At 38.0% G+C, this 15,509-nt stretch carries 5 protein-coding genes; 1 reads left to right on the forward strand and 4 read right to left on the reverse strand.

Going from position 1 to position 15,509, the window contains the following annotated elements; all coding sequences use genetic code 11:
• The 4 genes from PXC01_RS14780 to PXC01_RS14795 all read right to left on the reverse strand — a co-directional run.
• Positions 1-4,092: PKD domain-containing protein (locus tag PXC01_RS14780; RefSeq protein ID WP_276473061.1), on the reverse strand; the 4,092-nt coding region annotated here is incomplete at its 3' end.
• A 188-nt stretch (positions 4,093-4,280) separates the two neighbouring features.
• Positions 4,281-6,659, reverse strand: coding sequence for a GumC family protein (locus PXC01_RS14785; RefSeq protein ID WP_276473062.1), 2,379 nt, complete (start codon positions 6,657-6,659; stop codon positions 4,281-4,283).
• A gap of 17 nt (positions 6,660-6,676) precedes the next feature.
• Positions 6,677-7,450 (reverse strand): polysaccharide biosynthesis/export family protein, encoded by a 774-nt coding sequence (locus PXC01_RS14790; protein ID WP_276473063.1) that lies wholly within the window; start codon positions 7,448-7,450, stop codon positions 6,677-6,679.
• A gap of 35 nt (positions 7,451-7,485) precedes the next feature.
• Complete coding sequence (locus tag PXC01_RS14795) at positions 7,486-9,426, reverse strand: polysaccharide biosynthesis protein (protein ID WP_276473064.1); 1,941 nt, start codon at positions 9,424-9,426, stop codon at positions 7,486-7,488.
• A 460-nt stretch (positions 9,427-9,886) separates the two neighbouring features.
• On the opposite strand from PXC01_RS14795, the gene PXC01_RS14800 reads away from it, so the two are divergent.
• On the forward strand, positions 9,887-15,460 hold the full coding sequence (locus PXC01_RS14800; protein WP_276473065.1) for a PKD domain-containing protein: 5,574 nt from the start codon (positions 9,887-9,889) through the stop codon (positions 15,458-15,460).
• The last annotated feature ends 49 nt before the right edge of the window (positions 15,461-15,509 follow it).

A 15,509-nucleotide genomic window follows, 5' to 3' on the forward strand; every position in this document is an offset into this window, starting at 1 on the left:
AAGCGTGGTAAGGTTTGCCGGTACGACAAACGTGCCGCTATAGGTGCTCCATCCGCTACCGAAGGTATGCGAGAGCAGGGCCGTGTTCGCCTGGTTGTTGCGGTTCACCTCTATCCTGGGTATTCCCGTGCTCCCCTCGGCATCCAGGGAGACCGATAGTTCGTCACCCGCGTCTATGCCCAGGGCATCTAAGTCCAACGAAACTTGGTAGCGCCCCCAAGGTTCACCGCTATCAACATTCGATATGCTAAAGGCACAGTCCGATCCATTTGTCATATTTGATGTCCCAAAAAAATTATCCGCACCACCCTCAACTGACCCCGAAGACAAAGTAATGCCTGGCAAATCATTAATCAGTTGATCCTCGCATACCAGTGGCACACTACCGTCGATAGCCTCCACCTCAAGGCTGCTCACCGAGGAATTTCCGTCCTCGTCGGTCACCGTCAAGGTCGCCGTATAGATGCCCGCATTGACATAATCGTACTGCGGGTCGGGAACATCCGAGCTGCCACCGTCGCCAAAATCCCAGAAATAGCTCGTTATGCCCACGTCGTCGGTAGAAGCGCTTCCGATGAAATCTACCATAAGGGGGATCTCCCCGCTAAGCGGACTTCCGGAGGATATGGATACTGGGGAACCCAGGGGCGGCTCAACGGTGATCTCCAACATGTCCGTTGCCGTCTGTCCCGACGAGTCCGTTACCGTCAGTACGGCATTATATGTTCCAGACGAAGTATACACATGTGAGAGCTGGACACCGCTACCGGTGTTGCCGTCGCCAAAATTCCATTCATAGGAAACTATACCGTTGTCGTCGGACGAGGAAGAGCCGTTGAAGTCCACGGTCAATGGTGAAGGCCCTTGCAGCATAGAGACCGTCGCTTGCGATAACGGGGGCAAATCCGTTTCCGCTTTGGACAGGTTCACGATACTAAGGTTATCGTAATAGACCGTTCCCGGGTTTTGCGAGGCATAGTTCGTGAACAGCCAGATATCAAGCGTGGTAAGGTTTGCCGGTACGACAAACGTGCCGCTATAGGTGCTCCATCCGCTACCGAAGGTATGCGAGAGCAATGCCGTGTTTACTTTATTATCTTGGTTTACTTCTATCCTAGGGATTCCCGTGCTCCCTTCGGCATCCAAGGAGACCGATAGCTCGTCGCCCGCATCGATGCCCAAGATATTCAAATTCAAAGAAGCCCTATAACCACTCCATGGTTCATTATAATCAAAGTTTCTTACCATTAAACTACAAGGTGAGCCATTATTTATAGTCGAAGTTCCCTCCACAATATCAGAGCCCCCAACCTTTAAACCAGAGGCTAACGTTATTGCTAAGTCATCATTTATCAGTTGGTTAGAACAACCATCTGTTTCATCAACTATAATTACTTGCAAATCAAAAACGGTAGCACAACCATTCGCTGTAGTCATCACAAATTGCCCTTGATTAGAAATATCAATTAAACCGTCATTTCTTTTTGGATTGCTCCCTTGAAATACTCCGGTATCTATTTTATAAACATAGCTTTCACTACCTCCAGAATTGAATGTAGGTCCGTTTTCTTGAGGAGTAGTAATATAATATTGATTGCTTGGAGTTTGAGCCCTAAGGTAAATATCCACACCTTCTTCTATACTTAATGCATTTCCTGTTTGCCAATGACCATTGATGCCTATACGATATTGAGCAATAATATCTTCAGTAGTACAGATTACAACATCTGGATTACCCGTATTGATACCCTGTTGATAATATTCATTTATTTCAGATTCACCTAACACTTTATTGAAGACTTTAAGCTCATCAATTTTACCGTTTATTTCATCTGTTATACCACTTCCATTAGCATAGCCTGGCAATTCAGCAGCAATTCTCCTATCATAAAAACCAGAAGATGTAAAATGCGATTGTAAGCTTCCATCATCTTTAAAAGGAATGGTACCACTTAATTCTTTCCATGCAATCAATTTACCATTCGCATAAAGTTTGGCGGTGTTACCATCATAGGTTGCCGCCATATGTACCCAAGTATCCATTGGAGCACGCCCAGCATAAAGGTCTACCGGTCCGTTATTGGTTACAAAGGCCCATTTATACAATGTGTTATGGAAGCCAAAAAATAAGGTACTTACATAATCATGGCTAAAAAGACCTACGTTTGCTACTTTTCCAGTTTCGGGTATAGTACTACCGGCAGAATTTCTATAAGCCCAAGCCATAACCGTTATTTGTTCATCCAATGTTTGTAAAGATGCTGAACTAGGAATATCGATCAACGCATTACTGCTGTGTTCAAGACCATTGAATTCAATAGCGCCACCAATAATGCCAGATGTCCAACTGTAATTTCCAGCATTAGCTACTGGGCTTCCTTGATCATCGTATTCAACAATAGATGCATCGTTACTATATATACTACTATCCAATGCATTGCTTCCACTTACATCCTCAAACTGCATATCAACAATTAAATTTTCATTGGCTATTTCCAATGAAAGGGCGGAACCAATTTTAATAGTAGCGGCTTTGCTTGGTACACCATCATTGTCTAGACCAAATAGCATGTAGTATCCTGGAGGTAAAAGCTCTCTGTTCGGAATAGTTATATTGTAAGTACCATTTCCCGTAAAACTAACCGGAATTCTTCTTTGCTCGTTATTTGTTGAATGGGTAGCAGCAGAAAACCGAACAAGACTAAACTCAGTGATTCCTGTACTAGCCGTAACCGTAATGCTTGAATTATAACCTGAACTTTCCGGAGCATCAGAAATGATAGGTCTAACAGCTAAATCGCCTGAAGAATCAAATAAATAAGGAGGGCTATAAATCTCGGCACTAAAATGGTTGTTACATCCATTTAGGAGATTATCACAAAGACCGCCACCACCAACAAAAACGCGACCGTCCGTCATTAAAATGGCAACGCTATGATAGGTTCTGGCCTCCTGCATCTCCGCAACGGTTTCCCAAATACCCGACCCCCCGTTTAAAGACGGTGTATAGAGTTCCGCTACATGACGAGCGCCCACATCTGTGAATACCGCTCCCCTATCAAGACCACCGGTAACTAAAACTTGACCATTGGGCAAAACCGTACTATTATGCATTGTTCTACTTTCAGACAAATGGCCTGCACTAATAACCGTTGGTGATTGAGGATAAGGTACATCTATATCTATAACATATGAATTATTTTTTGCTGGCGTAGTACTATTGTAACTCTCACCATAAGAAGTGGCACCACCAACTTTTAAAATTTTACCAATGTCGAACATTACGGTAGTCCCTTTCATTGAATATGTATCATTTGCCCTAAATCCTGCAGAAGTTATAGAGCCGCCCGGCACATCTAAATCTATCCAATGCATTTCTTCACTAGGACCTGCATGAAATAATTTTCCATTAGGTGCCGGCCATAGCCAAACATGATTATCTACCCTATACAAAGGGTTTGTTTGGCTTTCCAAATTAAGATCATTAGAATTATAGATACTTTCACCAGTGATGCCAGGAAGATTGATCCATCCAGATTCAGGAGACCATAGTTCAGCTGCTTTGCCACCATTATTACCGGCACCATTACTCCAAGAACCGCCAACGGTAAATACCGCTCCATTAGAAAGTGTAACATTACCTTGATAACCACGTGGAATGTTCATGTCGGCGGCACGTGTCCAAAGATTGGTTTTAGGATCGTAAATACTGGTACGTTCGCTCGTAGTACCACCGGCAGATAGTATACGTCCATCCGCTAGATTATTAATACCAGGACAAAACATATCATGATCCGTATCTGTCAAGGTCATACCTAAAGCACTTCCTAATCCATTGTTACCACTAGGATCAAATAGTTCTGTATACGTATAGCCATCACCTATTTCATCAAAGGTATTAGGAAACTGGGAAGACCATGTTAACAATCTACCATCAGGAAGATTTGCCACAGCAACAGGAACAATTTCAAATGGAATTGGGTTGCCCCATTCACCAACTTCGTTTAAGGCTTGTGAAAAACAAGAGGAAATATAAAATAAGAAGATAAAACTAATTGAAAAACGCCCCCAATTTGAATGATATTTACACATATTGCTCTTTTATAATCGGGGAATTACAAAAGAAAGCATAGTATTTAATTATTGTATTTTTTTATTATAAAATATCGATGAACTACACTATTACACGATGAACAAAAAAAATCCCCGCAGAAGAACTGCGAGGATGTATAAATTATTCTAATTGAGTTTACTAAAAGTGTTGACTAAGTTTTAAGTAATTAAAACTTCCACCATTTTTTAACCGATTTTCCATAGCCATAACCATATTTACCACCATAACCAAGGTTAGATTCTTTTACATCATTGACAACAAATGCCAGTCCTTTTAACTTACCTTGATCCCATAGGTTGATCGGATACTCCAATACTTTTGTTTCAGTAACCCCAGCTCTAGTTACATATATAATATGATCAGCTAAATCTGTTATCAACATAGTATCGGTAACTACCATTATTGGTGCCGTATCCACAATAACATAATCATACATTTCAGATACTTCGGATAATAATGTTTCCATTCTATCACCCATTAATAACTCGGCAGGGTTTGGTGGTATTTTACCTGAATAAATAACATCAAAAGTAGTTGAATGCACTAACATGGAGTTAATGATATCTTTAGTTTGAATTTTAGGATCATGAAGATACTCAGATAAACCTATATCAACATTACCCCTTGAACGTCCACCTATTTTATCTACATCTTTCTGTGCGAAATATGTATATAATTTAGGGTTTCTAACATCACCACCTATTAAAAGCACTTTTTTATTTGTATTCGCAAATATCATAGATAAGTTAGAAGAGATAAATGTTTTACCTTCTCCAGGCACACTAGAGGTCACAAAAATAACATTGTTCTTTTTGTCACTTTTAGACTTTATTAAATAATCTAAGTTTGTTCTTAATATTCTTAGAGACTCGCTTAGTACTGAACGATCATCAGTCTTAATTAACATTTCTTCTTTACGCCCCATCTTAGGAAGTTCAGCCAAAATAGGAACTTCATTGATTAGTTTTTCCAATGATATCTTGTTATGGATCTTGTTATCCATCAATTGGTTGGCATATATTACAGAAAAAGGCAATAATAAACCTACAAACAAAAATGCTAAATACACTTTAGGCCGCTGTGGAGAAACTGGCGCATCGCCCACCTGATAGGCGTAATCGATAACCTTTGATTTTGGCGAACTAGATGCAAAAGTAACTTGAGACTCCTCTCTTTTTTGTAATAAATATAAATAAAGAGATTCTGTAGTCTGTTGCTGTCTTGTAATATCCCTAAACTCTCTTTCATTTTTAGGAGCTGAATATATTTTAGAGTTAATTCTAGACATCTGGCTCGACAAACTATTTACTTGAAGACCCAGATTACGTTCCATACCGTTTAAACTAGATTTCATACTTTGTTTTAATCCATCCAGTTGTTGGTCCAAATTCACAATCATAGGATTTTGTTCATCGGCACTCTTAAGTAATCTGTTTCTTTCTAAAACCAATTCATTATACTTTGCCGTAGTATTTGCAATAGTTGGATCGGAAAGACCAACATTTGAAGGCAATACCTCATAGCCGGTTTCAGAATTAACATATTCTTTCATACCACTGGCAATATTCAATTGCGTTTTGGCATTTTCCAATTCTTGTCTATTGGCCGCCCCAACGTTTAAAGCTATGTTTGCCTCACCTTGTATATCGGTTACACCTTTAGACGTTTTAAAATCTTGTGCAGTTTGATCAACAGTAGTTAAGTTGGAAGAAATTTCCTTAATTCTTTCATTGATAAAAGTAGAGGTTTTATCCGCTATTGCCTTTTTATCAATTATGGCATTGTTGTTATAAGTAGCAATTAAATTGTTCAATATATCTTTTGCTTTTTCTTGATTTGCATCTTCAAGTGATATATTAAGAATATTTGAAAATTCTGTAGCCGGACTCATCACAATCTTATCTTGATAAGACTCTGCAACCATATATAAAGGACTAACCGAAACTCTTATCTGGCTATCTTTATAATTATTGAAATAAGGTAAATTAGGCGTAATTACAATATCCCCAATCTCCGTTGGAATATTTTTTCCATAAGAGTAAATTTTAGAAGGTGTATCTCTATCCAAGCTAAAACCGAATGTTGTTGAATTTGAGATTTCTACAAAAAACTCTAATTTAGAGTTATTTACAATAGAATCATTTTCTAAAAAATTAACCTTAAATGGCTTATTCGAGTATATTTCCCTACTCTTTACATTACCCAACTCGGTTAGAACAACATTCAAATCTAAATTATCTACAACTTCGACCAAATTTGAACGAGACCCTAAAATCTCCAATTCATCTTCAACATTATTTTGACCTTTACCTAAAAAGTCCAAATCTGAAAATACCGATAATTCTGACGAAGCAGATTTATCCTCAAGAATTTGAATTTTTGCAGCTGCCTTGTATTTAGGTGTAGCATAACGTAAATACAAAACCCCAAGCATTAAAAAGAAAATGGCCGATAATAAAAACCATTTCCAATGTTTAGAATATCCTTTAATCAGGTCTGACAGATCAGAACTATCTCCTAGAGAAATTCTTTTATTTTTTTCCATAAAATTAAATAGTAATATTATTGCCTAGTTAGTATCAAGACTGTAGATGTAATCAGTACAGATGCTATAGACACCCAAATTGATGCACGATTATCCAATGCAGAAGAAGTAATTGCAGATTTATTTGGTTCAACGTAAACAATATCATTTTGGGTCAAGTAATAAACCGGTGAGTTCAAAGATTCTTTTTGTGTCAAATCTATTCTGGTATAAACCTTTGTCCCGTTAAAATCTCTTATTACCATAACGTTTTGGCGTATACCCTTAATTGTCAAATCTCCTGCCAATCCAATAGCTTCCAATACAGTAATCTGTTCTCCATTAACAGGATATGTACCAGGTCTGGCCACCTCTCCTAAAACAGATATGGTAAAGTTTTTTAATCTAATATTGATAATAGGATCCTTTAAATAATTACTTAATTTTTCAGTTAATAATTGTTTTGTTTCTTCAGGAGAAAGACCCACAATTTTTATAGCTCCAAGTACAGGAAAATCAATATCTCCATTTTTATCAATAATATAATCTAATTGCTCCGGACGAAAACCACCTTCTTCAGCACCCTTAAATAAATTAAACGGCATACTGGCTTGTGGATCTAAAGTAGAAACATTTATACTGATCACATCATCTATCTTAAACTTATTGGTGTGTGAATTATCTGAAACTATCGTCTCATAATCACCGGCATTTTGAAAATAAACGACATCTTTTTTAGATGCACAAGAAACTAAAAGTAAAGAACTAATGATAAATAAACTGCAAAGCTTAACTACTGATTTTCTGATCATGTCTAGATTGTATAATAAAAAGGTTGATTAACTATTTAAGATTTAACGATTTTTAATGCTGGCGCCGTTTCTTCATTAGTTTTGTTCGCATCATCATGCTTACATAATTCTGAATTATTTGACACGAACTCTGGTACTATCTTCTTCATCAGAACCACTGGATCTCCTGCAAAGAACATATTGGTAATACATAATTCATCAATTCTAGTTCTAATTAATGGATAATCCAAAGCTCTTACCTTACTAATTTTTATTTTTTTATGATATGTTGGCATCGTACTTTCTCCATTGGCCAAAAGTTCTTCATATAATTTTTCGCCCGGTCTTAATCCAGTAATCTTAATATCAATATCTTCAGGGTAGTTCAGCCCAGATAATTTGATCATATTTTTGGCTAAATCAAAAATCTTAACAGATTCTCCCATATCAAAGATAAAAATCTCTCCTCCCTGCCCCATTGAACCAGCTTCTAGAACTAATTGTGAAGCCTCTGGTATGGTCATAAAGTATCTTGTAACATCTTTATGTGTAAGCGTAATTGGACCACCCTTTTCAATTTGTTTTCTAAATAATGGAATTACAGATCCGTTAGACCCTAGAACATTACCGAATCTAGTGGTAATAAATTTTGTTTTGCCTTCTTGTTGCATACAGCTAATATACATTTCGGCAATTCTCTTACTAGCTCCCATTACATTAGTTGGGTTCACCGCCTTATCCGTAGATACAAAAACGAATTTCTCCACTCCATGCATGATAGACAGGTCAGAAATATTTTTTGTTCCGGCAATATTTATTTTTATAGCCTCATAAGAATTGTATTCCATCAACGGCACATGCTTATATGCTGCGGCATGAAATACCATATTCGGTTTATGTTCTTCAAAAATTGAATTCAATCTATTTTTATCCCTAACATCGCCTACAATAGGAATAAAATTATGAAAGCCATTTTGTTTTAGCTCCTGTTGCAAATCATAAAGCGCAGATTCCGCTTGATCAATTACAATTAACGACTTATAATCGTAGGTACAAATTTGTCTAACAAGCTCGCTACCAATTGATCCTGCGCCACCCGTAACCAAAACGGTTTTGTCTTTAAGTTCATTGGCTATTTTACTGTTATCTATATTGATCTGTGCCCTATCCAGAAGATCTTCAATTTGCACTTGCTTAATTTGTGATACTTTAAGCTCTCCATTTATCCAATCTTCAACAGGTGGAACTATTTTAACCTTAACGGGATAATCAACCAATCTCTCTACCAAAATCCTTAATTTCTTTTGTGAGATTCCTTTATTGATGGAAAAAATGATTTCACTGATGTTATTTTTTAATATGAATTCCTCCGTTAGAATTCTTCTACTAAAAACGTCAATTCCGTTTATCTGCTTACCAACTTTTTTATTATCATTATCAATGTAACCTAAAACTCTAACTTTGTTTACCGTATTTTGGGTCAAAGCATTGTGTGTTAAGATACCAGACTCCCCTGCACCATAAATAATCACATTCTTGTGAGATTTTATGTCCTTGGTCAATACGGCATTGTACATAGACTTAAATGCAAAACGTGAAGCAGTTAAACCTATAAAAGAAAGTAAACTATATATAATTATAATGGAAAGAGGTATGGTGAAGTTTTCAAAAATATTTAGTTCCTTATTGATTAACACCATGGTTATCAACAAAATACTTGACAAACAAACGGCATTAAATATATTATAGACATCACGTACACCGGTATGTCTTATTACACCTTTGTAGGAACCAATGATTAAAAATGAAATTGCCGTAATCAAACAAACTACCGGTAATTGAATCAATAATTGATTAACGTCAAAGTTGAATGTCAAATTAAATCTTATACAATAAGATAATATAAAACAAATACCGATCATTAAAATGTCAATAGCAAGAACTATCCATTTAGATGCAAATCGATTTATATTATTAGATAAGTTAAAGTAGGTCATTATGTTGTTTTTTATTGGACTTGTGGAATACGAATATAAAATGGGATTATTTCAAAATAAAAAAAACCTATTTAAATTCGTTTAATTCGCATTTATCATCGTCTAACAGATTATTAGGTTAGAAAATAACATGATACTACCATTAATAACTTTGCTTTAATTACTGACAATCAGGCAAATTTACTAAATCCATTCTATAAACGAATATTCTCCAACTATATTTCATCAAAGTGACAAGTAAGTTTTTTCTACTTAAGAGGACTAAAAAAGACTGACGTACTTAATCGACAATTTGATGGATTTCAGCGTTTTGTTCGTTCAATTCGTATATACAAAAGTATCTTTGTTATAACAAAAGTGTCCCCGGAATGTAACTATATTAGATTCTACCAAAAAAATGAAGCGCATACAATTTTACAATTTATATATATTAATATTTGTTTTGTGTTGTAGCTCAACAATGCAATCACAAACACGAGGAGAAGTTGGTGAATGGGGAGACCCTATTCCATTTGGGATTGTACCTGTTGCCGTGGCAAACCTACCTGACGGAAGATTAATAACCTGGTCATCTCAATTCCGCAATACTTTTATTGAGATTGGTGATGGTATGACGTATACGGAGCTTTTTGACCCTAATGCTAATGGCGGACTTGGTCAAGCTCTTGGTGAAAAGGTAACACAAACAGATCATGACATGTTCTGTCCTGGAATAAACAACCTTGCCGATGGCCGTATTTTATCGGCAGGTGGTACTACTAGTGAACGCACAAGTATTTATGACCCGTTAACAGGTGTTTGGTCCCGTGCTGCGGACATGAATATTCCGCGAGGCTATCAGGGCAATACTACACTATCAAATGGCGCTGTTTTTACAGTTGGTGGTTCTTGGAGCGGAGGAGCTGGTAACAATGGAGGTAAAGCAGCGGAATTATGGACACCGGAATCAGGGTGGATAAATCTTCCTAATATTACAGGTGAGGATATCTATACTGCCAATGACCTTAGTCTTGAAACCCAGACAAACCCTTTATACAGGGTAGACAACCACGTTTGGCTATGGCCTGCACCTAATGGCAAACTATTTCATGCGGGTCCTAGCGAAGAGATGCATTGGATAGACCCAGATGTATCAGGCGGTGATATTACGTCAGCCGGATTTAGGGCGGATGATACTTACTCCATGAAAGGCACAACAGTAATGTTCGATATTGGAAAAATCTTAAAAGTTGGTGGTGCCACTTCTTATGGAGAAAGTTCTACTACAACCACACCTGCTAAAAACAATTCATTTGTTATCGATATAGATGTTCCTTACGGGAGCCAAGCTCAAGTAACCAGTGCAGGCACCTTAGCGGAAAGCCGCACAATGCACAATAGCACGGTTCTTCCAAATGGTCAAGTTTTGGTTACGGGCGGCCTTGATAAAGGTGCCGTTTTTACAGATGTAGGTGCTCGTTACGCCGCTGAAATCTATACGCCTGGGCAAGGTAACGACCCTGGAACATGGGAGACCGTAGCTGAAATGGCGGAAGCTAGAACGTATCATAGCGTTGCTATATTAATGACCGATGGTCGTGTATTTGTAGGTGGTGGAGGCCTATGTGATGGTACTTTAGGCTGTGAGGACCATACTAATGCTGAAATTTATAGTCCGCCTTATTTATTTGACACCAATGGAGACCTAGCTACAAGACCATCTATTACTAGTATAACTGGATATTCTTTAGGAAACGGACCTTATAATAATAATCCATTAGTGGATTATGGCGACCCTCTTCGAGTAACTACAAATACTGCAGTTTCCTCATTTAGTTTGGTAAGATTCTCCGCAGCTACCCATTCAACAAATAATGAACAAAGAAGAATTCCTTTAGCTACAACTCCCGGCACTGATCATAATTTGACCATTCCGGACAGAAATCTTTTACCCCCAGGATATTATATGCTCTTTGCACTAGATGCAAATGGCACACCCAGTATTTCAAGAACATTAAGAATAGGTACTGCCGAGCCATTACAAATAACAAATACGAATTTGGTGGTAGACATGAAGTTCGATGAAAATAGTGGTTCCACAGCAACAGACGCAAGTTCTTACAATAACAACGCTAACATTGTTGAGCATGATGATAATGGAAATATTATAACAAATGGCGGTAATTACAATTGGACAACAGGAATTATAGATGGTGCTATAGAATTTAATGGGCTTGAGCATAGTAGCAATGCTCTCATAGATATCCCTAGCTCCCCTTCTTTACAAACCTTGGACGACCAAATAACCGTAATGGCATGGGCGTATAGAAATTCTGCGGGAAGTACAATACCTGATACCGGAAAGGTTGCTAACGTTGGACTGTTCAGTCACGATTATGTAAGTACCCTATTTTTTGGCTTTCATAATACCATGTACAAATGGGCATTTGTAACCAATAACGGTCCAGTAGATCTTTATGCCGGTCGTGCCCCTATGGACACTTGGGTACATATGGCAGCTACCTATGATGGAAGAACTGCAAAACTCTATGCTAATGGCAAATTAATTTCTTGGAAAGAACTTAGCGGTACAATTCCTTTTAAAGATGATGGTAGCCTTCAGTCACACTTTACATCTTCAGGTTTTTACGATGAAAGATCAGCTGCAAATTTACCCAGTTATGCAAACGGCAGTGGCATAACTGATGAAATTAACGGTAAAATAGATGAGCTCAAAGTATTTAACAAAGTGCTTGGAGAGACTGAAATCTACGAATACTATCAACAAGGCATAAATACAGGTAACCCAAATGTAGTCGAATGTGAAGAAGGTGACATTATAGCACAATACCGAATTGGCACTGGGGGCACTTGGTTAACAGTTACACCTGGCGAGTCATTAATTGTTCAAGAAGGTGGTGACATTTATTTAAGAGCGGAAACAGCAGGTAATCAATATTATATTACTACTCCACAAGAAAATGGTCCTACTTTTGACTCAGGCGGGAGTGCCACATATGAATATCAAATTGACACTGATGTCTATCAAGGAACTAACCCAGAAAGAAATAATGGACTTATAGATATAGCTAATCAAGGTCAATTTGTAATGACAACTGCAAATGGATGCACAGCCGTTTTTGATTTGAAAGTCACTATTATCGACGAAACAGACGGTTGTCCCAATCAATTAATAAACGAAGACGGTGGAATAACATTACCAAAAGGAACCTCCAACGATTTAGAAATTGCTGTTGGAAATGCAGAAAACACCAACGGATCGGACTGCTCACTTAGACTTGTTAACGTTGACAATGACTCTCCTTATGTAAAACACAATATTAGTCTTGACTTAAATACTTTAGGCATAGTTGCAGGCAATGAAATACTTGTTTCCCTTGATGCCGATGGTACAGAAGGTATTCCTAGAATTGAAGTAAATCAAAACAACCAAGTAAATACTGCTCTTATCGACCATACATTTGGTTCGGGGTGGACAAACTTCGAAGATACGTTTATAGTCCCAAGTGGAATTACTACACTTAATATATGGCTGTACACAAATTACGGTTCAAATAACCCTGGAACTGTATATTATGATAATCTTTCTGTAATCAATTTATCACAAAATGGGGGAAATACTCCACCAGTTGCAGCCATAACTGCTGTACCGACTAACGGTAGTGCTCCATTAGAAGTTAATTTTAATGGTTCCAATTCCACTGATGATTCGGGTATAGCATCATACAGTTGGGACTTTGGAGATGGTACAACTGCCACAGGTGTAAATGTTGACAAAACTTTTATCTATTCTGGAACATACAATGTAGTTTTGACTATCACCGCTAATGACGGCGGTACGGATACCGAAGCAATTGAAATCATTTCTAGTGGTGCACCTATTGCTAATATAGTTGCGACACCTCAAACAGGAGATACACCATTAGATGTATCATTCAACGCATCTGGTTCCTCTGGAGACAATGCTATCGTCTCTTATGCCTGGGATTATGGAGATGGAACAATGGGTTCTGGAATAACTTCGACCCATACTTATACCTTGGTTGGTAATTTTACTGCAAAACTAACTATAACAGATTCGGCTGGTTTAAAGGACACGGAAAACATTTTAATAACGGTAGAAGCACCATTGAACAATGCACCAACTGCTGTTGCTAATGCAACGCCACTAAATGGCGAAGCACCGTTAGAAGTGAATTTCGATGGTTCTGGATCCACCGACGATAATGGAATTTTTTCTTATTCATGGAATTTTGGCGACGGCACCGCAATTGAAACTGATGCGGTAATATCACACACCTATACTAATGAAGGTACTTATGAAGCTATCTTAACAGTTACCGATGCCGAAGGATTAATAGATACAGAAACAATAGAAATTATAGTTTCACCAAGTACTGTAACCAACTCAGCTCCTTTAGCTGCAGCAACAGCAAGCCCTATGACGGGTACCGCGCCACTATTAGTTGAATTTGATGCTTCAGGCTCAACTGACGATGTTGCGATAGCCTCATACTCTTGGGATTTTGGCGATGGTACTACCGGAACAGGTATAAATCCTTCCCACACCTATACCGCTGTAAATACCTTTACTGCCACATTAACTGTAGTTGACTCGGAAGGGCTTTCGGATTCTGCCACCATTGAAATAAACGTAACGCAACCTGTATCGGGAAACACACCTCCTATAGCCATGATGACGGCTACAACTATGAACGGAGAAGCTCCATTATTGGTTGAATTCGATGCATCTGGATCTTCTGACGATGATGAGATAGCTTCATATTCTTGGGATTTTGGTGACGGAACAACGGGGTCGGGTATAAATCCTTCACACACGTACACCTCCATAAATACATTTACCGCTACATTGACAGTAATTGATTCGGAAGGACTTTCGGATGCTACCACTATCGATATTATCGTAACACAACCCTCATCGGGCAACATGCCTCCTATTGCCATGACAACTGCTACTCCTATGAACGGAGAAGCTCCTTTGTTGGTTGAATTCGATGCCTCGGGGTCTTCTGACGATGATGCCATTGCCTCATATTCTTGGGATTTTGGTGATGGTACAACGGGTACGGGAATAAATCCTTCACATACCTATACCTCCGCAAATACCTTTATAGCTACATTAACAGTAGTAGATTCGGAAGGACTTACGGATACTGCCACCATAGATATCACGGTAACGCAAATCTCCTCAGGTAACAACCCTCCTGTTGCTATGATTACGGCTACGCCCTTGAACGGAGAAGCTCCATTATTAGTTGAATTTGATGCTTCAGCTTCCTCTGATGATAATGAAATCAGTTCATATTCTTGGAATTTTGGTGACGGATCTTCAGTAGGCACAGGAATACAAACGTCACATACTTTTGAAACAGTTGGTGTTTACAATGTTGTCTTAACGGTAATTGATACTGAAGGCCTTACAGATACTGTTGACCTTGAAATTGTTGTCACTAACGGTCAACCTACCAATATAGCACCAACAGCATTGGCAACTGCCAACCCATTAAATGGAGAGACACCTTTAACGGTAACTTTTGATGCATCTGGATCGTCCGATGATAACGCAATCACCTCGTACGTATGGAATTATAGTGATGGTACAACTGGCAATGGAAAAACCACTACTCATACCTTTAGCACACCAGGCATCTATGAAGTAATTTTGACAGTTACAGATGAAGAAGGGCTAACGGCCACAACCAATCTTACAATTACTGTTACAGCACCAAATACAACCCTAAACAATGTAGATTTAAAGGATATTAAAGTATACCCTAATCCTGTAGGCAATGAAAATTTAAATATCAACCTATCAGATTTTATGAACGAATCTATAGCTTTAGGTTTTTATGATTCTTATGGTAAGTTAGTATTTCAAAATATTGTGAATGAAGATCACCCTGAAGAGATTGCAATTGACGTTTCCTTCTTATCTGACGGTTTATATTTAATTGAAATAACAAGGGTAGAAACAAATGAATTCACCTACAAAAAGATTATAAAAGGCAACTAAATCATTTAACTTCTTTTAACAATGCCGTAATAAAGCGTTTTATTACGGC

Origin of the sequence: Maribacter huludaoensis (genome assembly GCF_029350945.1) — a bacterium.
Lineage (GTDB): Bacteria > Bacteroidota > Bacteroidia > Flavobacteriales > Flavobacteriaceae > Maribacter > Maribacter huludaoensis.